Consider the following 21,679-nt stretch of genomic DNA (forward strand, 5'->3'; position numbering starts at 1 on the left):
TTTTTATTTTTAATTTGTTGATTCACCTGATTGATAACTGATTCTCCCGTATTTACCGGCATGAAAGTCCCGGTAAGCCTCTGCTATTTCAGCAGAACTGTTCATTACAAATGGGCCTTCAGCCACAATAGGCTCTTTATAAGTTTCTCCTCCAAATAGAAAGATGTCCGTAACTTCCTGCAGTTTATTTTCGATCACTATGTCCCCGGCATTTCTGTCAAATTCTATGAACTCGCCTGCATGGAATTCAACCTCATTAATCGTCGCATTATTCCCCGGCAAGAATGCAGCAACCTCTACCAGTTCATCAAAAAAAATAGTGAAGCTCTTGCCCGGCTGAAGTTGAATATGATATATAAATTGGTTAGAATAATTTGGTATTATAGCATTCAATTCTTCGTAATTACCAACTATTACTTTTATCCAACCACGATCATTTAATATTTTTTTTTGTGGTACATCAGTACTTTGAACTGCCAGGTATTCTGGCTTTTCAACTTTATTCTTTGAAGGGAGATTAATCCAGAATTGAAACCCATGGATATAATTACTTCCTGTTTTAGAATCAATGTTCAGCGTTTCATCATGAATAATCCCATTTCCGGCTTTCATCCACTGAATTCCACCGGAACGGACTTTCGCATAATTTCCTGCACTATCAAAATGCTCAGCTTCGCCTTCTATGATGTAACTCAAGGTAGCTATGCCACGATGTGGATGTGCACCAGTCCCCCTTTTCATAGAAGACGCCCTGGTTTGTTGCGTGACGTGATCTAAAAACACAAATGGTCCAACAGCATCGGCATATCTATTCGCTAATATTCTATAAATTGTCAGGTTTCCTATATCGGCTCTATGCCCTTTTGTTGAAAAACTGGTTTTCTTTTTCATCTCTTCAATTTTAAATTAATCCAGGAATACATATAATGATTTTATTTTCCCGTCTTCAAAGACAGCAATATCCATCCCTGTTGCAACAATTGAATCTACAGCAGGCCCCAGTCCCCAAATCAGCCTGCCTGCATTGTTATTGATAACCACTGGCTTTAATTGAAAAAAGTTAAACTCATGAGGCACATTAGCCAGAACATTATTTACGCTTTCATTGATAGCGGCATACCCTGTGGTCTGATGTCCTACATGGTATAGTGTGCTTTCAGCAGCATAGATGGCATGTATGGATTTCATTCTATTGGAAGCGTCTCTTTCACTCCAGACCTGAATTAAATTTTGTTCCATTAAAAGAACTAAATCAGTATTCATAAATATATTTTATGTAGCAGATTGGTTGAAAGGAGATACCAAAGACTTTCAAAAACCGAAGACAGTCTTTGGTTTAATACTTTCTGTATTAAGTATACCTGATTACCATTACTGTTTTGGAGGCGTTGTAGCAAGTAACTGCCATTCCCAGGCTAAAGCAACACCGCTTCCGCCACCATGATCAAACAAAACAGGACCCAATTGAGTTGCTGTTTCCAGACGAGCCCAATCACGTTGCCATTCTGAAACTACAGCTAACCAATTGATTGGCACGATACCTACCTGAACCATTCTACGAACAGCCATATCATGGGCCTCAGGACTTACACTACCACAAGCATCTGTAACAACAAATACGTCATAACCCTCTCCCATAGCCTGAATTGCAGGCATCGCAACACAAACTTCTGTCCATAAGCCTGCTAATATCAATTGCTTACGACCGCTTTCCTTTACTATATCAGTAACTGCAGGATCTTGCCAGGTATTGATGAATGTTCTGTTAATCGGTTTTTGTTCCGGGAATACATCCTGAATACCTTTAATGATATAGCCTCCCCGTTCTTCGGTAACAGTAGTAAGAATAGTTGGCACCTTAAATACTTTTGTAGCTTTAGCAAGCCCTATTGTGTTGTTAATAATCATAGTGGGTTCATGGCTATGTAAATTAGCAACCTGAAAAGGTTGGTGGTCGATTAGTACAACTATACTATCTTCAGGACGAAGAAGACCGGCAAGCCCTGTGGGTGGATTTTTTGACATCGTTTTTAATTTTAAATGCTTAATCCCACAAAGTTGCATGGAATCCGATGCCGGAAACGATGATAAATGACAAAAAAAAATGTTGACAAATGTCAACAGATATAAAATGTAACGCCCTTAAGGATGACAATATGTAGCCAAGGCAGCCTGGGTTAAGAAACCTGGCTACGAACACGGCTCAGCGTTTCCTTTGAAATTCCCAGGTAAGAGGCAATAACATGTTGAGGAAAGCGCTGTAGAAATTCAGGATAGGAATTTGCGAAATCATCATAACGAACTTTAGCAGAAGAGCTGATGGCAGAGGTTATTCTTTTTTGTGTTGCAATATTATTTTTTTCGTCAAGCCTTAGTAAGAACTCATTAAAGGAAGGTAATTGACTACACAATTTTATTTTATTTTCATTTGTAATGAGCATCAATTCACAATCTTCCCAAGCTTCTATGTAATAAATACTGGGTGTTAACATAACATAACTTTCACGGTCACCTGCCCACCAATGCTCAACATAAAGGTCTACCACATGTTCTTTCCCCTGGTCATCTAAATAATATTTACGCATAGCTCCTTTGATGATAAAAGCAAAGTATTTACATATCCCACCTTCTTCTAAAAAGTATTGTCTTTTCCTTATTTTTTTGTTGGTAAAATGGCTTTCGATAAATTGAAAGTCTTCATCTGTGATTGAAGTTGAAGCATAGGTTTTGAGATAAGCATGAAGTGGATGCATGAGCATAAATTGACTGGCTAAATTAGTGATTTTTTTGATCTTGATTTACTGCCAGTCCTGTTCATTGTAAAAACCACTTCATCGCCTCCCTTTCCTATATCTTTGCGAATATCACCATTGACGAACATACGTTTATCCTTACCAGTAAGGCACAACACTGTTAAAAATTAAACCCTAATACCGAGCCTACAAAAAAGCCATTTTGATGTAGGGCTACTACTTCATTGATAAAACTTCCTGTTTTAAAATATTGTACACCGATGTTATAGTTCAGAAAAATTATTTATGTTCCATGTAAGAGTCATAATGTATGCTGTACCAATGTATCTTTTTTTCGAATCGGATCCCGACAACCGGAACGAACCACCTGGGGCATAAATACCAGCCTCTGTAGAGTAGCGCCAGTAGATTAGCACATCCATTGTAAGCCTCAGTTTGTTTTTGGGGGTCCACGTGAAGTTTGGATATACGGAAATTAAATTTGCCGGACCCACTTGCGGATTCATTCCAAAATATCCACCGTTCCAAGGAGACCACACCCGGTAGTTACTGTAAAAAGTAGGAATAAAAACAATTTAGAAACAACCGGCATTAGCTTCCAACAGGGGGTGGTTTTTTTGAAGAATCCCGCACGATCAAAGTACCTTTTACTGTAACGTTTTCGCAACTTTTGTTTTGTCCAATGATCTTTTCCAGTAAAAGCCTGGCGGCCGCTTCTCCGATCATCGAAGTCCGAACGTCAAAAGTGGTGAGTTGTGGTTCAATTATTTCTCCGGTATATTCATTGCCAAATCCGGCAACACAAACAGTATCCGGCACTTTGATTTGTTGTTTTTTTAGGTATTGAATTACTTGCACTGCACTTTTATCCGAAATTGAAAATATTGCGTCAACCGGAACAGGGTCTTTTAGCCATGCGTCAACGGCGACGGAGACTTGAGCCATGCTAAAATCAACATTAGAGATTAGCCGCGCATTAAATGGCACGTTAAATTTCTTCAGAGCCTTCTTATATCCCTTCAACCTCTTTTTTGAAATCATCAAATGTGGCGGACCAAGCAACAGGCCGATTTGTCTGCATCCTTTTTCAAGCAAATGTGCTGTTACCTGGAAAGCACCTTCTTCATCCTCGCAAAAAACGCGCGGCGTTTCAACTTCCATCGTTACCCTGTAAAACTGAACAATGGGGATGTCCCTTTTTTTTAATTGAACGTTTATATGGTCAAATGTTGAGGTCTCAAGCGAATGGCAGAACAAAAGCCCGTCAATCATATTATTCATCAATGCCTGCACATTCGCTACTTCTGTTTGATGAAGATCATCTGACTGACTGATTGCAATACGGAAACCAGCTTGTGAAGCTACACGTTGAATGCCGCTTAACATGGTTGCAAAAAAAGTAGTCTGCAAATTTGGAATAATTACACCCAGCGTATGAGTAGACCTGGTCACAAGGCTGAGTGCTAATGCATTTGGCTCATATGCTAATTCAAGGGCTATTTTCTTGACTGCGGCCTTGGTTTTCTCGCTAATGTCTGGGTGATCGTTTAACGCTCTTGATACAGTAGAAACCGAAACTCCGATCGCTTTTGCAATATCTGACAGTGATGTCTGGGTACCTGTATTTACTTTCGGCTTCTTTTTCGTTTTGATGCTTTCGTGATGTAGCGTGAAATGATAATTACGGTCCTTACAACAGAATCGTTGCTTGTTACGAACTATACCAGACCTTTGAATAGTCTCGGCTTTTAAACATCTCGGGCAAACAACTCTTGGCATGGGGTAAACTTTAATTACCTATCGAAAACGATTTCGCAAGTATTTGCGATAGGCAAATGTTCATATGAAAGCGTTTCGTGGGTTCGAATCTAAATCAATATTTATACATTTAGCAACCTGATAGTTCAAATGATACTTTAAAACCGGGTCATTAGTTTTGCTATTTGCTGCACGGTTTCAACACAATGATGCTGAAAACGTCCAAGTATCGGAAATGATTGCGGAATCGTTTTCGATAGGTAAAATTAATTGATCGGGTAAGCTCCCGTAATATTATTACCTTCTTCACTATATCTTTAGTTATACCCGGATGAAAAAGAGATAGGTGGATTGATTTTTATTTTTTTAGTTGATACACTTTTTCGTGACCAGGTAAACACCAAATGGAGTTTGCTAAAGGTGCAAACCCAGATCATTATACACCTGATAATTAATTTTTGCAAGATGAAAAGAAGACAATTTGTTGGACTGATTGGCAACACAAGCTTAGCCTTGTTAGCAGGCAGTATGCCGGGATTAGCCAGTACTGATAAAAAGAAAGCCGCAGGTGAATATGTTTTTATCGAAGCAGAACAGTTTGCTGACCTTGGTGGGTGGGAATTAGATCAACAATCGATGGAGCAAATGGGATCGCCCTATTTATTGGCTCATGGGTTGGGAATACCAGTTATAGATGCAACAACAAATATTGAATTTCCCTCCGAAGGTAATTATCGCGTTTGGGTTCGTACCCGCGACTGGGTAGCACCGTGGAAGGCACCTGGTGCTCCCGGCAAATTTCAGCTTTTGGTAGATGGTGTGGCACTCAAGGAGATCTTTGGAACTAAAAGTGCAACCTGGCATTGGCATGATGGTGGCATTATAAAGGTTGGCAAAAAGGCTTCCCTGGCGCTGCACGATTTAACTGGTTTTGAAGGTCGCTGCGAGGCCATCTTATTTTGCAAGGATGGTGATTTTAAGCCAACAAATGATATTGCCTCCTTAACAAAGTTCCGGCGCAAGCTTCTTGGCCTTCCCGAACAGCCAGGAGAAGGAGGAAAGTTTGATCTTATTGTTTCCGGTGGTGGTTTAGCAGGAACCTGTGCCGCCATTTCGGCCGCCCGGAATGGAATCAAGGTTGCCCTTGTGCAAGATAGACCGGTGCTTGGAGGAAATGGTAGTTCCGAGGTACGTGTATGGCCAGAGGGTCATACAAATAAAAGCCTATACCCACATATCGGCGACATTGTTAATGAAATTTTACCCCCAATAAAAAAAGAAGCGGGACAGGTATTAAATGGCGTGGCTGCAAACTATTATGATGATGAACTTAAGCTTCGGAAAGTTAAAGCGGAACCTAACATAACACTCTTTATCAATCACAGGGTTATAAAGGTCGAAACTGAAGGACAATCAATAAAAGCTGTAGTCATTCAAAGCACCCGTACCGCAATGCAAAAGAGGTTGAATGGAACATTGTTTGCAGACTGCACCGGCGACGCTACCATCGGCTACAAGGCTGGTGCGGACTATGAATACAAGGTGGAAAATTTAATGGGAAGCACTAATCTTTTTAATATACTGGATGCCTCCAACAAGGAAGAAGTACTGGCATGTGAGTGCAAAGACAAAAGTGCATTGGCTATGCAATGTGAAATGGGAGATTATGACCAGCCTTTCCCTCGTTGCCCATGGGCTTTAGATTTGTCAGATAAACCTTTCCCGGGCAGAAAAGGCACAAAGACTTTTGGAAAAGAGGGGCTTGAGGCATTTGCAAATAAGTGGTACTGGGAAAGTGGGTTTGATAAAGATCAGGTAAATGATATTGAACTTATACGCTACCATAATTTCAGAGCCATGTATGGTGCCTGGGACGTTTTAAAAAATGTCGATAAGATGTATCCGAGGCACAGGCTTGGTTGGGTAGCGTTTATAGCTGGAAAACGCGAATCGCGTCGTTTGATGGGCGATATAGTACTTGATGCCGGAGACTTTAAACAACAACGAAAGTATCCGGATGCGTCATTTCCCTGTTCCTGGCACGTTGATCTTCATTCCCCAAAAAAAGAATATGAAGAAGGTTTTGAGGGAAATGCCTTTGTAGCCGACTATACCCGTGGAGCTGAATATGAGTATGGCGGTGAGTATTGGGCTCCATACAGAACATTGTATAGCCGGAATATCAACAACCTGTTTATGGCAGGCAGATGTATCAGCGTAACAAAATCAGGCCTGGGCCCGGTAAGAGTAATGAAGACCTGCGGAATGATGGGAGAAGTAGTAGGCAAGGCGGCTTCCATTTGTATCAAACAAAATGCTTCGCCACGGGAAGTATATACCAAACATCTTGCAACATTGCAACAACTGTTGAATAAACCAGGCAACGAAACAGACTTAAAAGCTTTTTAGCAAGGTACGCGGCCAATTCAACGCAGACTGTAATCCTCGAAATGCTGAGATGGGAAGGATCTGTCAACATCACATTTAACGGTTGCAGAAATAGCTTATGAACTGGGATTTCAATTAAACATTACCATTGCCGAGCAGGGTTTGTTCCAACCCAACTTCACGGTATTCATCGGGTGTCATGATCGGCACTCCATAAACAATTGGATATTTTCTTTTGCAAGTGTCACAAGTGAGGATACCTTCGAGAATATCCTGGCTGGCATCCTGGATAAACACTTCTAATAAGAGATCGTGCTTATCAAAAGGACAGCATAGCTTTTTTATGGTTTTCAATTTCATTTGTGGTGATTTTCTTTAATTTTCCTGAGAGCTTCTTTATACGCTTTGGTCGCTTGCTGTGGGTCATCACTACTTAAGATGCCACCTATTACCGCCACGCCATCAAATCTAATTGTGTGTGCAAGCATTAACAGGTTTTCAGGCGTAACTCCACCCGAGATAAAAATGGGTATCTCAGTCATGTTCTTCGTTTTATTGATAATTGCAGGAGTGACTGTTTCACAGGCGCCAGCGGAACCGGAAGGAAACATCGAACAGAAAGAAATATAGTCAAGCCGGTTTTCAATCGCCCATTCTACAACGCTGGTGTCATTGCCGCAGGTGATACCCGTGATAAACGGGCGGTTGATCATTTGTTTCATCGAGTGGATATCGAGGGTGATTTTATCCAGGTGAATTCCATCAATTTCCGGAAGTTCCTGAAGTAGTTGCCAATCTTCGTTGATCAATACCGGCACGTCATATGCTGAACAAACTGCGCAGATCTTGTATATGAGTTCTGTTCTGCGGGCAAATAACTCCCACCTGTTCCAGATCTGAACAAGACTGATTCCACCATCAAGCGATGACTTCAGTTTATTCATAAGCGCTTGTTCCGGTAAAGAAGGATTAACAACCAGGTACACTCCCCCGGTTGCTATTGACATGTGGTTCATTTCCATCCCATTTTATACGCGTTGAAAAATGCGGCCCAATATGGGTCCCTGCTAAAAAAAGGCAATGGCGTATTAATGCCTTCCTTCACTAACTGGTAACCATCTTCCTTATTAGTAAACTCCCCTATCACGGTGGCTCTTATATCGTGTTGGCTCAACCTATCCACTACATTGCCGGCAAATTCTTTTTCAGCAGCAATGATCATTGCACCTGCGCCGATGCAAAACCGGGGATCGAGTTTAAAGAGATCAAGGATCTTTGCAGCAGTGTTACTCACCGGCAGCTTGTCATTATAGATACGAACACCGTTACCGGAAGCTATCGCCATTTCATACACGGCACCCAGTACACCTCCTTCTGTTACATCATGCATAGCTGTCACTTCCAGCGATGGATTCACCACATCCGCTGCAATCAATCCGTCTTTTAGGGAAGACGTCTCATAAAACAGGTTGTGCCCATCTTCATAAACCTGTTTACCCAGGGTGTTTTTTACAATCTCCGGGAAGCTCATGGCCAGGATAGCCGCCGACGACAAGCCGCATTCCTTAGTGACAATAATCTGGTTGCCGGCCTTTGCATTGCTGCTAACGCGTATTTTCTTTTTTGGCGCAGTTAAGTACATGGTTCCTCCACCGGATATCGTCGAGTTCTGGCCTTCGATCCCGCCGGTGTGTCCACCGGTAATGGTCACCCCGATCTCACTGCAGTATTTATGAATATGGTCCCAGTAGATTGTAAAGTCCTTTTTGGTCAACGTAACAGGCAGGTTCAGTACCATCTGGACATACATCGGCGCAAAGCCTGTTGTTGCCATATCATTTGACATCAGGTGAACGGACAACCAGGCGGACTCCTGTAAACCCAGCGAAGGGATCAGCGACAAAGGATCGCTTGTTATGGCAAGAGCCTGGTCGCTACCCAGATCGATCACAGCCACGTCTACTCCTAAACCCGGGCCCGTCAACATTTCGCTGCGATGATGACCGCAATGCGCAAGCACGAGTGTATCTAAAGCGCCGTTCTCTATCTTGCCGGATAAAAACATGATCCTCTATTTATCAACATTAAATTTTACATACAATCCAAAGAAATCTCCAATGGGGATACTCCATTGCTGAACGGGAAACCATTCAGGCAAACCGGTGCAGGTCCACTCCAGCCTGTATTCTCTTCCCTTAAGCGCTTTTTCTATCTGGCGGATCAACAGTTGAGGCGTATAAAAAGTAGCCGTTATATAAAACGGATTTTTACCAAATGCCTGTTGCACCCGGCGCCTGAGGAACTTTGGAGAATTGCGGTTCATCATGCCAAATGCGATGCCATGCCTGGCCACCCTGGCGGCTTCCAGTATAACCTGCACAGGATCTTTATAGTATTCGAATGTGGTGATAAAGGCGACCGCGTCGAAGCTCTGATCTTTAAAAGGCATGTGGTGTGAATCAGCATTTACCAGGTCGCCGTCAAACAAATGCACTGCCTGTCCCAGCATAAAAGGGGAAATGTCTGCACCTGTGGCCTCAATTCCGATTTCCTGCCACCACCGCGTAAAACGAGTAGTGCCACAGCCAAATTCCAATAGTTCTGCAACCCTTGCGTCTTTCTTCAGCAATTGAGCTATCACTTTCTTTTGCCATATTTCTGCCCTCTTATACCTGCCTTCATACCATTGCTCATACGTGTCAGTGTAATCGCGGTTGAAGAACCATTCCTTACGGCCCTGCCAGTTGCGCAGGTCTTTAGTTACGTGGTCAAATTGTTTTTTTGCCAGTTGCATAATCTTGTTTTAAAAAGTAAAGCCTTGTTCCCTGCAAGGATAATAAGTGCAGGGAACAAGGCTTTATAAAACAACAAAGTGAATTATGCTGGCCAATGCATTCCCTCCGCCGGTATTATCCGTATCAGGTTGTGTCGGGTATTATCTCAGCCTTTAATATCAATTAAAAGCACCCCGTGCAAGTACCATGCAATATAATAGTTTTATCTAGTGTTCCAATTTTTAACTGGGTCTACGACAAAATAACCACAACTACATTCAGAACAGGTTAGACTCTTTCAGCGCCTGATTCTCTGATATAATCTTCCTTTGTCTTCTTTCAGTTTAAAGCCAACGACTCTATTATTGAGATCTCTTGCAAAAAGAATCTCATCGTCATTTGGAGTCATGAACAGGTTTTCTTCGATGAAAAAGATCGGCGTTTTCCGATCATTATCCGTTGCATAAAGTGTCTTATCTCTTGCGTTTATTTTTAATTGGATCTGTTTATTATCCTTGAATTCGTACACTCCCTGATATGCCTGGAGGTGAGCGTCCGTGAAATCCCTATAGGGGTTATCAGCTGATAAAATCAATCCTTCACCAGGCACCCATTTATCATATTCCATGTACCAGGCTGCTTTCCTGGCTGCATTAAGGCCATCAAGCTTTGTAACTAAATGCAATGCTCCATCAATTCCCGCAGAAATTCCGGCAGTCGTTATCACTTTGCCATTATCAACAAAGCGGGTGTTTCTTAAAACTTTTGTATCCGGATAACCTTTCTCCAGGCCATCCAGTGCATCGTGAAAAGTAGTGGCAGTTTTGCCTTTCAGCAGTCCGGCCTCGGCAAGTATAAAAGCTCCTGTACATACTGAAAAATAATACTCAACTTCTTTTCGGGATTTTATCCAATTGATCACATCAGGATCTTTAGAGGCTACGCCAGAATTTCCACCGAAAAACGCGAGAACACCGGCTTCAGGAGCATCAGTTAATGTATAGTCAGGCACTATATTCAAAATGCCTTGAGATTTTACTTTTTTTGTTTTCGAAACGGTAAAAACCTCATACCCGGCGTATGAGAAAACCTCCATAGGTCCGGCAAAATCAAGTACTTCTACTCCATCTTGTAAATAAAAAGCTATTTTTTTTCTGATTGGCGGAGTCGGTTCTGTCGAATCATTATGTAAGACTAACTTCATCCCGCACTGTGTACAGATTCCGGCTTTATTAAATGTCAGGCTATCACATTCTCTATTGCATGGCGGACAAATGTAATCAGGACTTGATTGTTTAACGGAAGATTGCGCATGTGCCTGGAAGTGTAAAAGACTTACAAGCAGAATCAAAACTGTTTTCATGATTGATTGTTTGATGAACCCAAAACTAATAAACGCCGTCTGATCGGGAAGGACAGATTAGCGCCACATCAGGACAAACTCAGGATATGTCGGATAGCTCAACAGGCAAAACCTGGAGGTGTTTTTTTAAAAGCGCTCTTAACTGATTAGGGCTCTTAAATCCACAATCTAAACTTACAGACAACATTTTGTTGCCATCTGCCAGCAACTGTACAGCCCGTTCTACTCTTAGTTTTTCGAGGTAATAACCAACCGTGATGCCCGTGGTTTTTTTGAAATTTCGCGTCAGGTTCCGCATACTCATATTTACATGGTTTGCTGTAACCTCTAAGGTGCAATTGTGTGATATATTTCGAAGCATAAAATCCTGTGCGTCATGAATGCGTGTGTCAAGATGATTTCTGTATTGAAGAAAAATACTCAACTGCGGATCAGATTCGCCCCTTCTTAGATAAACTACCACTTCTTTAGCAACGTCTATAGCTAACTTAGTCCCGAACTGTTCTTCCAGGATATAAAGAGCCAAATCGATTCCCGAAGAAACGCCGGCACTTGAATAAATATGATCTTCTACAACAAATAAACGGTCTCTCTTTAAATTTGCTTGGGGATATTTTAATGAAAATCTTGAGAAGTATTTCCAATGGGTGGTACAGTTTTTACCATTAAATAAACCTGCTTCTGCCAGTATAAATGCACCCGTACAAACAGAACAAATCTTAGTTCCGCCAGCATATTGCCGTTTTAACCAATTCAAAAAGGGACTAAATTTCAGGTGAAAATGATTATCCAGAATTTGGCTATAATCCAGCCCTGGTACAAAAACAAAATCGGTTGCTGATAACTCGAATTGGTCAAAACAAGTTAGCCTGGAAAAAAACAAGCCTGCACTACTTTCGACTTCCGCCACTTCATCGAAGCAGATAAAATGAAGTTCAATCTCCGCATTATATTCTTTTGCTTCATAATAAATATGTGCGGGTCCTGTTATATCAAGCAAGTGCACTTTAGGCGGTACTATAAAAAGTATCTTTTTGATATTCTGCGCGTTGATTTCCTCAAAGGAAACATAATATTCTCAGAAAAAAGGAAGGGACGAAGCGAGTCTGTGGGAAGAATGGTTTTAATCTTATGAATTATATCGGGCGACTATATTGAGCGAAATGGTGAGATACTTTTTAAACGTGACTTTAGCAAGATCCGAATACCCTAGATGTCTGGGCTATTCAATTTGTTCGCGTTAAAGAAATGAACGAATGTATATACCTTGGTGAAAAATGTTTAAACCTCCGAGGGTAAGCTTAGAATTTGAAACAAAAGTTTACATAATCATGCTCTTTAATAGAGCGTCTAGATCTTATCACTTATAATTATTCAAACCTATCGAATCTTGAGTTAGAGAAGCGTTCATCCCATAAATGGTCAATTCTCGTGCAATTATGTAAGTATACTTTTAGTGGTCCGACTATTTTGTTTTTCGCCATAAATTAACATTCACAACTGATGCTTTTTCACTCACTTGTCGAATCGTTTTTAGGACTGTGACGAATTATTGAAGAAATACGGCCGTATTCAATTTGACTATGTTCGACAACTCGTTTTCGTAACTGAATTGATTCGTTAAAATTTGGGTATCTATTCACGGACTCATTTAAATACTCAAGACTCTTTGTAAAATCTTTCAGCATAAAATAGGTAAAACCTAGATTATATAAAACGTCTTTTTCATGTCCGTATCCATTTTCTTCTAGGTCGATTAGAATCTGGAGGGCTTTATTATGGTTAGCCTCTGGTGAGTGATTCCAGTACCTGACTAATCCAAGCAAGGCAGTATAGTTATTTTCATATCCTAAGAGAGAAAAGTCAAAACATGTTTTAGCTTTTGAAAAATCGCCAATATTAAAGTAACAATTGCCCAAATTTGATAAAACCGAATAGTTTGCAGCAACGTCATGGTAAGGCGTGAGGCTTTCTGCAAATTTAATTGCTTGTGCATCTCGCCCGGTTTCAGACAAGATAGAAATATATTTGTCTGCAATAGGTTGATGATCTGAAAATATTTTCATGTAACGTAGACATTCCTTTTCTGCAAAATGAAAATTGCTTAATTCAAGATGGCAGAGAATTATGCTATCCAATACCTTCTTAAAGCTTAGACTTTTTGATGAGACTAGCAAATAGCGTTCGAGTCCGTTGTTAAAATCTTCTTTAGCCAAATAAGCATCACCCATTAAGGCATTAACAGTGTCGGGATCTGCGCCCCATCGAATAGAATCAGCCCCAACAGAAATGGCTTTATCAAAATCACCAGTATAGAGGTGAAACATAACCAACATTTCAAATGTTTTGGGGTGATCTGGATCTATACGCAACGCCCTGTTCATTTTTTCTCGCGCAGACTCACGTTCTCCCAATTCAAGATAAGCCGAAACTTGAGCTAACACGGCCCTCACATCATTCGGCGAGAGGTTTTCAGCTTTTTTATAGTAACTAATTGCTTGAGACGGATTAGCCTTGTAAGAATGATAAAGCGTACCAGCATTGATAAAAGCAGTATACCGCAAATTCTCCGGCAATGCATTTGCGCACTTTTGAAATGATGTTATCGCTTTTTCGGGTAAATTGGATATGGCACAAATCATGGCTTCAATAAACTGCTGCAGCGCTGTAGTAGTTATTACTGATTTCTTTCCATCTGCGTACTTTTTAGCGTCCTCGACTCTATTAAATTGCAACAGTTCCATAAATGTATCAACTACCTCGAGTTCTGTGGGATTTTCGCCATTTTTCATTATAGACAATACCTGCTTAAGCCAAGTTACTGTTGCCGCATTTTGGTGACTCGACGAAATTAAATCTTTTAAATGGGCGGAACTATCATTTAACTTTTTCTGAACCATCGCTAGGGAGACATTGGCCTTTTCAAGTTGTTGTTTGTAAATTTCCGAATCTTTTGCACCGGCCGTTTTACCTTTGACATAGTAGATATGACCCACGATTAAGCTAATAATGAAAGTAGTCAGGGAAAAAAAGAATGCTATTATCGGGTCACCAAAAACCTTCCAAAAATCCATACTTAGAGCGGCATTAGGCTTTAATTTACAAAAAAATTTACATCAGCAATAAGATTTGATTTTTTCCAGAGAGCCAGCTAAAAAATTAGAACGAGTAACGAAGCTGGGTAATTATAGTGAATAGAATTGAAAGTGTTACATTAACCGTGAAAAGTGTCCTGGGCATTATATACAGAAAGATATTGGAGAATCGAGGAAATAATAAACAAATGGTGATTCGCTTATACGATGGGCAGGACAAAAGGATAACATTAATTTATGAATGTTTAAAGATTGTGGCATTGGGTGAGAAGTCTGTCTTGATTTCATGGTTCTTCCACTCCTATCCTGTCTTTAAGCCATCGATTGGCAGCATCTATTATTCAAGACTATTTATCCGGGGAGGTATCCCCTTTGAATCCACTTATTTTATCTTTCATCTTATCAACAATATTAGCCGTAGCTGCTTTGATCGACCGCTAACTAACAGAAATTAATGCAAAAAGAAGGGCAGCTGCCCTGGTAGAAGGAAATGCTTCGATTTAATTCTACCGCGATACAAGAAATTCTCAAGCCATTTCTTAAATTTCATCGATGCGAATTAAACATTCACGCGTTGCAAACTGTGAGAATTATCTCAAAGTTAAAGAACTGCTGCCTCAGAGCTGAAAAAAATCTCCTGACCTATAACGGGCTGCTCGGTTGCTTGATGGACACGTGACTTGGTGCAGCTTACAAAAACCTTTAATGGTTATGCCTGGGGGGGGTATGTTTATATCTCACTGGAATCCATCCCTTGGTGGCACAGAGTCATCTGAACAAGAACTTGCAGGAAGACGAAACAAACTCCTAAGAGGGGGCATTTTTACCACAACTAACAACCAGTCAAGATCTGCAATAGCATTAACAATAGTTAAAGATATCCTGTTCAAGAATTATAGAGATAGTATGCGGACAATATAAAATTCACAAACAAAAAATATGGTAATGGTTATTGCCTGGGATTATTCACCAGACGATGATACTGACAATAAAAAGGTAAACCATAATGGAACGGTAGCCAGATTCAATCGATTTATGCTGAGTGATACACGGTCAAAGAAGACTGTAATTCTTCTTAGAAATTATGATAAAACATCACCAAATATCGATCAGGAAGGAAATATTATCGTGAGCAACCTTGCATAGGCTTCATTTGCAACAGTAAGCTCATCGAAGATGTGAAAATCCTCCCCTTTTTGACTGGACGATTTAGAAATCTATATTTTTGCTTATTCAGAATCTAGGAATAACGGAACTTAAAATTATGTTTAAAAAGAATGCGCTTTCTGGTTTTAGCGCAAAAAAAATGATATTTTCAAATACAAATAGACCCCACACTCATGAACAATTATGACTTCTCGAGTTTGAATGATAAGGAATTTGAAGAGTTGTGCCGGGACCTGCTAAGCGCCGATTTGGGTCTAAAACTAAGAAGCTTTAAAAGGGGGAAAGACAACGGTATTGACCTACGCTACTCCACTGCCAACAAGTTGAACGACACTATAGTCCAGTGTAAACATATACCTGAATCGAAGTTTAGTGCGTTAGTGACGTTGCTTAAACACGATGTTACAAAGCTGCCACAACACAAAATTCGAAGTTATATAATTGCGACGTCGATTAGACTTCTTCCTCAGCATGAAAAAACTATATTGGACCTATTTAAACCCCATATGATATCCGCGAATTCTATCTATGACCGGGAAAGATTAAATTCAATTCTTTCTCAATTCCCGCAAATCGAAAAGAAGTATTTCAAACTTTGGATATCTAGTTCTAATGTTTTAACTCGTATTCTACATAATTCAGTGAATGGTCGTTCTGAATTTTATGAACAAAAGATTCGAGCCAATATTAAAAAATATGTTTCAACAAAAGCCTTTGCGGATGCAATCCGGATTCTAAAAAAACATCACTACCTGATGATTACCGGTCAGCCAGGAGTTGGCAAAACAACTTTGGCTCAAATCGTAATTTATTCTATGCTCTCAAAATCTTACCAGTTAGTCGTAGTCGAGCGTGATCTGAAGGAGGCAGAAGAAGCAATCACCAGTGACCCCGATGCAAAACAAATTTTTTACCTAGATGATTTTCTTGGATCAACATACTTTGACATTATTCATCCTAAAACAACAGATGGCTTACTTGTTAACTTCCTAGAGCGAATTACAAAATCTACAAACAAATTTTTAATCTTGACAACGAGAACCACTATCCTAAATTCAGCTTACCAGTTATATGAAAAAATAAATCAATCTGCCATACATTTGGGGAGAAAGGAATTAGAGCTGGTGGAATATAGTGATTTAGACAAAGCTCGAATTTTATACAATCACCTATTTCACTCTAAAATTTCTCGCACATATATGACTCCTCTGTTTGCTAATGAGTCATACTTAAAAATCATTAAACACCAAAATTATAATCCACGATTAATAGAGTTTGTGACAGACAATACCAGGTTCTCCCAGAGCGGCAACCAGGATTACCTTCAGTTTGTCTCTGATATGCTCAATAATCCTAAGGAAATATGGAAACAGAGTATCACAAATCAAATCAAAGATGAAGATCGTTTTCTCCTGTTTACCTTGCTTAGTTTGGGTGGAACGGCCCATGAAAATGTAATTCAATTCGCTTTTAAACAAAAACTAGAATACGAAGTTAGCCATTCTGGGTTCACTAAAACATTTAATACCTATGTAAGTGTGTTAGAACGGCTTTTGGATGGCCATATAACAAGGACAAAATCTGGTTATGAAAGCAATTTTATTCTAAAATTTATAAATCCATCTCTTGAAGATTTTTTATCAAATTTTTTACTAGAATCTTTAGAAGAACGAAGAAAAGTTTGGGAATCTGCAGTTTACATTGAACAATTAGAAAGAATTTACAGATCTATTCTAGTTTTGGTATTCCAGCGCCCAGGAACATTCAATGAACAGACAGATCTCCTAAATTTTATTAAAACACATCGTTTTGTGTCAATGACTGATTTCGGAGAAAGGCAGGCAGAACTGACAAAATGTAAAATCATTGTGGTTTTTCAAAAGCTGACGGAACTTTCATTTTTAAGAGAAAAGATAGACGCTTTATGCGCAGAACGGCTGAGCAATATTGATTTCAACAATATCTTAAACTTTCGGGTTTTTGACATGCTAATTGCAACGATGCAAAATGGATTTCAAGGCGGGAAAGTATATCAGTTCTTCAAAGTAAACTGGGAGATCATCAGCAACACCCTTTGGTCAAACATCACTATTCCGGATGATATCGATGATGTTATCAATATCTTTAAATATTATTCTGAGGATCTAGCGAAATATCTTCTAGAAACTCCAAACCGGAGCAACGTTTTGGAGCGAATTTCCACAGTAGCATCCCAAGTTTTAGCAGACGAAGCGTCGTACAGAAAAAGCTCTATAAAGACAAGCGATGATCAAGATTCGCTCGCCGACGACCTAAGAGATATTTGGGAAGATAACTTTACAAAGGTAAAACTACCTCCCCCGCGTTTCGACGTAGAGGAATACCTGCCTGATATTGAAGAGAGTGATAACTATCACGAATGGGAAAAAGACAATGAATCGGATAATAATCTTACTGATATTGTAAAACATAGTCCTCGATCTGTTCGAACTAAACAAACCGACTACTCAACTGAAATAAAAGCCTTATTTGAACAATAGCATTTTGTGATAAATTTGTCAGGTTTGTTGAGTAAACGTTTTTGAGAACTTCAGAACTTCCGCTGGACCCGCGAAATCACAATCATTCTGGATAAACAGAATGACAACTAGAAAATAGCCCCTTAACGATGTAAGTAAAACTTTCTATACGTTCAGAATCTAGCACAATATTTTCACTCATTCTCATATGGAAGCTGCCGAAATTCCTCCGGAATTGTCAAGCGCTGTTCAAATTTTTCGATGATGCTCAAATTGTAGTATTTTTCTCTTAAACTGGGGATAATAACGACGCTAATAATAGTTAGGCATATACCAACAAGAACGGTAAATACAACTCCTAAATTACTATTTTTGGCATTATTATAGAAATCAGTGAAGTCCCAATTGCGAATACCAGCATAGCCAAACAAAAGTGCAATGACACATATACTTAACAATACCAGGTGAAGCCAACTCCTACGGCGCCATTTGGATTTCTGGATAGCTGTATATGACGTTCGTTTCTCCATTCTAATTTGGTTTAATAGGTCGATTTTTTCTCTTTTTAATCGTTTATTCACCTCAACGATTTCGGCATTAAGATTAATTGTGTCTGTTTGTACTCGTTGGTGTTCCTGGTATTTGTCTTGATATTCGTCTTTTGCGTCGGATAAACTTTGATGCATATTCCGCATTTGAGAAATCTCTTCGCGCGTCCGACTCACAAGTTCATAGTACATTTGATTTCTCGCATCCTCTTTCTCTTTCTCATGATCGGCTATTTCTTGTAGCTTTTTGACAAAGGCGGCACTGTCGTTTTCTGCTAGGTCATTAATTTTGTCTAAATTCTTAATAGTTCTTTCGGCAACGGCCTTTGCTACTCTAAGAATGTCTTCATCTTTAAGATTTTCATTTGCATATTTCTTGATGTTATCGTCTAATTCTCGAATTGTTTGTGATTTTGGGAGAGAGTCATCTAAAGTTGAAGACACTAAACGCGACAATCCGATATTGGAGAATTCTTTTTGATCGACAATATCTTTCACCATTGGAGAAGTTAGCCACAATAAATTTAATAAATCCTCCGATTTTATTGTAAACGGTTGAAATCCATTACTGGCAAGAGTGGCTCTGGAGCTTGAATTATTTAGGAACCAACAATTAACTCGGTCAAAAGAATATTGTTGTTTTATTCTTTTGGCTTTGACATATTCCATACAGGTCGCGTCATGCAGCGCAGCAAAATCTGTATTTCGTTTACCTTTTAACTTAGAGAATAAATCGCCATTTTTCGCTAGATTAATATATTTATCCACGTTGGGAATTATCACCACCCCAAAGTTTTCAAGCTGATGTTGAACATCAATTCGAATTTTGTCTAGGTCCGCTCTATTTAGACTTCTGCGCTTGCAAGCATTATAAATATCCTCTGGGTCGGCTAAACTCCCCAAAAAATACTCATTATAAAACTGCACTCGACTAGTGAGGAGATTATCTATCTCTTTTAGCGTTATCGATAAAATCGAAAATCTATACCCAAGCCGTCTACTTATTTCAACGAGACGCCTACAATTTTGGGTTGATGCAGAAGTATTAAGGTCTAATAAACTAATTACGAAATTTGTGTCAAGAACTAATTCTACATCCTTTTTTACATCAGACGGAGAATATTCTAAGTAGATTGATATTATCGCACCTAGGTAAATTGATTGTACAAGTTCATAAAACCCCGCGATAGGTTCAATAAATTTGATAAATCTTGCTTCAATCGTGTGGTCTTGAAAATCACTTGGATACTTACTTTTAATGTATTTTCCTAGTGAAAATTTTCCTTGCTCAATAAAATGAAAGATACTAGTAGGTGCCGACTCATTACTTTCAGAACGAACAAAGGCTTCATAAATTTCCTGCAACCTTTGAATTTCACTTTCGCGTTTCTCTATTTCATCTTCATATTCATCAAAGTAGTAATTGTTAATGATGAATGACCAATCCTCATAAAATTTAACTGCCGGGGTTTCACTCGAATGGTTAGCTTCATTTTCAATAACTTTAAGAAGTTTCTTAAGAACCGTTATAGGCATATCAATGTCATAAAGCTGATCGATAAAATCGAGTACTGTTCTTATATCTTCACCTTTCTTAACACCCAGAGACACCATTTTGGATAAACCCCTTTTGACAATAGGAATGAATATTGATTCATATGTCGCCGTTCTTGCTTGTTTGTTATTGATGTATGCCAATAAACTATAAGTTGTTACGCGCTTGGAGAGAGCCGGAGAAAGGGGTGTTGTCATAAAATGTAGAAAAATTAGAGAAACTAATCTTGGTCAATCGATAAAATATCAGAAGTGTCAATGCAATCAGATATTATAAAATCAAAAATCGAAGTTTAATTTTCTAAATTAAATCATATGCAACAAAAAGCCTCAATAATCTAAATTGAATATTGAGGCTTAAACAGTGATCCCGCTGGGACTCGAACCCAGGACCCATACATTAAAAGTGTATTGCTCTACCAACTGAGCTACGGAATCTTAAACTATGTATTCTTTCCCTTTGATTTACAACGACATCAGAGATGCGCTGCTCGTTTTTGGGAGTGCGAAAATAGGGCAAAATCTTTTTGTGGCAAATTTTTGCTGAAAATAAATTCAGATTGTTTTCAACAGCCGTCAATAACTAAATTCTTTACAAAGAAACAAGAAGATTATAGAACTGCCATCGTAAACGATTATATCGCCATCAGATTCGCTTTGTTGAGTCGAAATTGCCTGGCCAAATGTTTAAGCATCCTACCGGGCAAGGGGATCGAAAAAAATAATGTGATCAAGGCTTCCATTGCCGGTAAACCTCAGTTTCCTCTCAAACCATCAGGTTTCTCAATCATTTTCAACATGTTATTTTTTGACCCGGGTTAAGGTTGTTATTTTTGCAGGATAACTATCGCTGATGTCATTTTTTAAAAATAAAGTGGTCGCCATAACCGGCGGCAGTGAAGGAATCGGGAAAGCCCTGATAGAAGTGCTTATACCCCTCGGCGCAAAGATCGCAACCTGCGCCCGCAACTATGATAAACTCTACTCGCTGCAAATGCAATACAGCAATGTAATGCTGCATATCATGACCTGCGACGTAAGCAACCAGCACGACTGTAAACGATTCATCGACTCTACCATAGCCACTTTCGGCGGTATCGATATACTGGTTAACAACGCCGGCATCAATATCCGCGGTCTTTTCAAAGACACGGGAGTTGAAGCCATCGAAAAGATAATGGCCACCAATTTCTACGGAGCCGTGTATTGCACCCAATATGCTTTGCCTTCGATCATGGAAAGAAAAGGATCGATTGTTGGCATCTCCTCCATTGCTGGATATAGGGGTCTCCCGGGCCGCAGCGGTTACTCTGCCAGCAAATTCGCCCTGCAGGGCTGGATGGAAGCGCTCAGGACAGAATTACTCAATACAGGCATTAATATTATGTGGGTCGCACCCGGCTTCACCGGTTCCAATATCAGGCAGGCAGCACCAGTGGTAGGTGAAGGCCACCTCAGTGAATACCAGCCAACTTCCGCGTCCGACGAAGAAAAGATGATGCCCGCAAGCGAAGTGGCCAAACATATAATCCATGCGATAGAAAAAAACAAACGCAACCTGGTGCTGACCTTCACGGGTAAACAAACGGTATTTATGAACAAACTTTTCCCTGCCTGGGCGGACCGGCTGGTCAACAAGTTCTTTATTAAAGACGGTAAGCTGATTAAGTAACTGATGCTTTTCGTTATGGAATTGATACTTTTTTATACCTTTCCGGCTTCCCGCAAGGTCGGGACGAACATGAATCCGTTTCCCGTCCGTTCCCCGCTTGGGCGGGGCC

General features: G+C 39.8%; 18 protein-coding genes, 1 tRNA gene, 1 pseudogene and 1 riboswitch. Of the genes and pseudogenes, 5 read left to right on the forward strand and 15 right to left on the reverse strand.

What is annotated here, in order from left to right:
* Window positions 1–9 precede the first annotated feature (9 nt).
* From ACX0G7_RS19920 to ACX0G7_RS19945, 6 genes are all read right to left on the reverse strand, one after another.
* Window positions 10–891, reverse strand: coding sequence for a pirin family protein (locus tag ACX0G7_RS19920; protein ID WP_458925282.1), 882 nt, complete (start codon window positions 889–891; stop codon window positions 10–12).
* A gap of 15 nt (window positions 892–906) precedes the next feature.
* Window positions 907–1,263, reverse strand: coding sequence for a nuclear transport factor 2 family protein (locus ACX0G7_RS19925; RefSeq protein WP_458925283.1), 357 nt, complete (start codon window positions 1,261–1,263; stop codon window positions 907–909).
* A 108-nt stretch (window positions 1,264–1,371) separates the two neighbouring features.
* The gene (locus tag ACX0G7_RS19930; RefSeq protein WP_458925284.1) at window positions 1,372–2,025 is read right to left on the reverse strand and encodes a hydrolase; all 654 of its coding nucleotides are present in this window, start codon (window positions 2,023–2,025) and stop codon (window positions 1,372–1,374) included.
* A 152-nt stretch (window positions 2,026–2,177) separates the two neighbouring features.
* Window positions 2,178–2,753 carry a Crp/Fnr family transcriptional regulator gene (locus ACX0G7_RS19935; RefSeq protein WP_458925285.1) on the reverse strand — a complete coding sequence of 192 codons (576 nt, stop codon included), beginning with the start codon at window positions 2,751–2,753 and terminating at the stop codon, window positions 2,178–2,180.
* A gap of 263 nt (window positions 2,754–3,016) precedes the next feature.
* Window positions 3,017–3,292 carry an alginate export family protein gene (locus ACX0G7_RS19940; protein ID WP_458925286.1) on the reverse strand — a complete coding sequence of 92 codons (276 nt, stop codon included), beginning with the start codon at window positions 3,290–3,292 and terminating at the stop codon, window positions 3,017–3,019.
* A 52-nt stretch (window positions 3,293–3,344) separates the two neighbouring features.
* Entirely contained in the window at window positions 3,345–4,532 is a 1,188-nt protein-coding gene (locus tag ACX0G7_RS19945; RefSeq protein WP_458925287.1) for a LacI family DNA-binding transcriptional regulator, read from the reverse strand.
* Window positions 4,533–4,976: 444 nt separating this feature from the next.
* On the opposite strand from ACX0G7_RS19945, the gene ACX0G7_RS19950 reads away from it, so the two are divergent.
* A complete protein-coding gene (locus ACX0G7_RS19950) occupies window positions 4,977–6,920 on the forward strand; it encodes an FAD-dependent oxidoreductase (RefSeq protein WP_458925288.1) in 1,944 nt (647 codons plus the stop codon).
* A gap of 114 nt (window positions 6,921–7,034) precedes the next feature.
* Here ACX0G7_RS19950 and ACX0G7_RS19955 read toward each other — a convergent pair whose 3' ends face one another.
* From ACX0G7_RS19955 to ACX0G7_RS19985, 7 genes are all read right to left on the reverse strand, one after another.
* Window positions 7,035–7,259, reverse strand: coding sequence for a Trm112 family protein (locus ACX0G7_RS19955; RefSeq protein ID WP_458925289.1), 225 nt, complete (start codon window positions 7,257–7,259; stop codon window positions 7,035–7,037).
* Window positions 7,256–7,915 carry a thiamine phosphate synthase gene (locus tag ACX0G7_RS19960; protein WP_458925290.1) on the reverse strand — a complete coding sequence of 220 codons (660 nt, stop codon included), beginning with the start codon at window positions 7,913–7,915 and terminating at the stop codon, window positions 7,256–7,258. The genes ACX0G7_RS19955 and ACX0G7_RS19960 overlap by 4 nt, the downstream gene beginning before the upstream one ends.
* Window positions 7,912–8,964, reverse strand: a complete 1,053-nt coding sequence (locus tag ACX0G7_RS19965; RefSeq protein ID WP_458925291.1) for an AIR synthase family protein — start codon at window positions 8,962–8,964, stop codon at window positions 7,912–7,914. Before ACX0G7_RS19965 ends, ACX0G7_RS19960 begins: the two co-directional genes overlap by 4 nt.
* 6 nt (window positions 8,965–8,970) lie before the next feature.
* Window positions 8,971–9,693, reverse strand: coding sequence for a class I SAM-dependent methyltransferase (locus ACX0G7_RS19970; protein ID WP_458925292.1), 723 nt, complete (start codon window positions 9,691–9,693; stop codon window positions 8,971–8,973).
* Between the two features lie 83 nt (window positions 9,694–9,776).
* A riboswitch (TPP riboswitch) is annotated at window positions 9,777–9,880 on the reverse strand.
* Between the two features lie 91 nt (window positions 9,881–9,971).
* Entirely contained in the window at window positions 9,972–10,877 is a 906-nt protein-coding gene (locus ACX0G7_RS19975) for a DJ-1/PfpI family protein (RefSeq protein WP_458925293.1), read from the reverse strand.
* A gap of 238 nt (window positions 10,878–11,115) precedes the next feature.
* Window positions 11,116–12,090, reverse strand: coding sequence for a GlxA family transcriptional regulator (locus tag ACX0G7_RS19980; protein ID WP_458925321.1), 975 nt, complete (start codon window positions 12,088–12,090; stop codon window positions 11,116–11,118).
* Between the two features lie 457 nt (window positions 12,091–12,547).
* Window positions 12,548–14,110: a tetratricopeptide repeat protein gene (locus tag ACX0G7_RS19985; RefSeq protein ID WP_458925294.1), complete on the reverse strand. Its 1,563-nt coding sequence runs from the start codon at window positions 14,108–14,110 to the stop codon at window positions 12,548–12,550.
* 960 nt (window positions 14,111–15,070) lie between these two features.
* Here ACX0G7_RS19985 and ACX0G7_RS19990 point away from each other — a divergent pair.
* The 3 genes and pseudogenes from ACX0G7_RS19990 (at window position 15,071) to ACX0G7_RS20000 (ending at window position 17,817) form a co-directional block, all read left to right on the forward strand.
* The gene (locus ACX0G7_RS19990; protein WP_458925295.1) at window positions 15,071–15,277 is read left to right on the forward strand and encodes a hypothetical protein; all 207 of its coding nucleotides are present in this window, start codon (window positions 15,071–15,073) and stop codon (window positions 15,275–15,277) included.
* A 194-nt stretch (window positions 15,278–15,471) separates the two neighbouring features.
* Window positions 15,472–15,642: pseudogene (locus ACX0G7_RS19995) on the forward strand (restriction endonuclease); the annotation flags it as partial.
* Window positions 15,643–15,804: 162 nt separating this feature from the next.
* Window positions 15,805–17,817, forward strand: a complete 2,013-nt coding sequence (locus ACX0G7_RS20000) for an nSTAND3 domain-containing NTPase (protein WP_458925322.1) — start codon at window positions 15,805–15,807, stop codon at window positions 17,815–17,817.
* A 173-nt stretch (window positions 17,818–17,990) separates the two neighbouring features.
* On the opposite strand, the gene ACX0G7_RS20005 is transcribed toward ACX0G7_RS20000, so the two are convergent.
* Both ACX0G7_RS20005 and ACX0G7_RS20010 read right to left on the reverse strand, forming a co-directional pair.
* On the reverse strand, window positions 17,991–20,096 hold the full coding sequence (locus ACX0G7_RS20005) for a hypothetical protein (protein WP_458925296.1): 2,106 nt from the start codon (window positions 20,094–20,096) through the stop codon (window positions 17,991–17,993).
* Between the two features lie 167 nt (window positions 20,097–20,263).
* A tRNA-Lys gene (locus tag ACX0G7_RS20010) sits at window positions 20,264–20,336 on the reverse strand.
* A gap of 415 nt (window positions 20,337–20,751) precedes the next feature.
* Between ACX0G7_RS20010 and ACX0G7_RS20015 the strand changes: the two genes are divergently transcribed.
* Entirely contained in the window at window positions 20,752–21,570 is an 819-nt protein-coding gene (locus tag ACX0G7_RS20015) for an SDR family oxidoreductase (RefSeq protein ID WP_458925297.1), read from the forward strand.
* Window positions 21,571–21,679 lie beyond the last annotated feature (109 nt).

Source organism: Flavitalea antarctica, from assembly GCF_054461535.1.

Coding starts and splice junctions, on each gene's coding strand:
- ACX0G7_RS19975 (WP_458925293.1), bottom strand. CDS start 10,877: ATGAAGTTAGTCTTACATAATGATTCGACAGAACCGACTCCGCCAATC.
- ACX0G7_RS19930 (WP_458925284.1), bottom strand. CDS start 2,025: ATGTCAAAAAATCCACCCACAGGGCTTGCCGGTCTTCTTCGTCCTGAA.
- ACX0G7_RS19965 (WP_458925291.1), bottom strand. CDS start 8,964: ATGTTTTTATCCGGCAAGATAGAGAACGGCGCTTTAGATACACTCGTG.
- ACX0G7_RS20000 (WP_458925322.1), top strand. CDS start 15,805: ATGATATCCGCGAATTCTATCTATGACCGGGAAAGATTAAATTCAATT.
- ACX0G7_RS19955 (WP_458925289.1), bottom strand. CDS start 7,259: ATGAAATTGAAAACCATAAAAAAGCTATGCTGTCCTTTTGATAAGCAC.
- ACX0G7_RS19925 (WP_458925283.1), bottom strand. CDS start 1,263: ATGAATACTGATTTAGTTCTTTTAATGGAACAAAATTTAATTCAGGTC.
- ACX0G7_RS19960 (WP_458925290.1), bottom strand. CDS start 7,915: ATGAACCACATGTCAATAGCAACCGGGGGAGTGTACCTGGTTGTTAAT.
- ACX0G7_RS19970 (WP_458925292.1), bottom strand. CDS start 9,693: ATGCAACTGGCAAAAAAACAATTTGACCACGTAACTAAAGACCTGCGC.
- ACX0G7_RS20005 (WP_458925296.1), bottom strand. CDS start 20,096: ATGACAACACCCCTTTCTCCGGCTCTCTCCAAGCGCGTAACAACTTAT.
- ACX0G7_RS19920 (WP_458925282.1), bottom strand. CDS start 891: ATGAAAAAGAAAACCAGTTTTTCAACAAAAGGGCATAGAGCCGATATA.
- ACX0G7_RS19990 (WP_458925295.1), top strand. CDS start 15,071: ATGGTAATGGTTATTGCCTGGGATTATTCACCAGACGATGATACTGAC.
- ACX0G7_RS19945 (WP_458925287.1), bottom strand. CDS start 4,532: ATGCCAAGAGTTGTTTGCCCGAGATGTTTAAAAGCCGAGACTATTCAA.
- ACX0G7_RS19935 (WP_458925285.1), bottom strand. CDS start 2,753: ATGCATCCACTTCATGCTTATCTCAAAACCTATGCTTCAACTTCAATC.
- ACX0G7_RS20015 (WP_458925297.1), top strand. CDS start 20,752: ATGTCATTTTTTAAAAATAAAGTGGTCGCCATAACCGGCGGCAGTGAA.
- ACX0G7_RS19985 (WP_458925294.1), bottom strand. CDS start 14,110: ATGGATTTTTGGAAGGTTTTTGGTGACCCGATAATAGCATTCTTTTTT.
- ACX0G7_RS19950 (WP_458925288.1), top strand. CDS start 4,977: ATGAAAAGAAGACAATTTGTTGGACTGATTGGCAACACAAGCTTAGCC.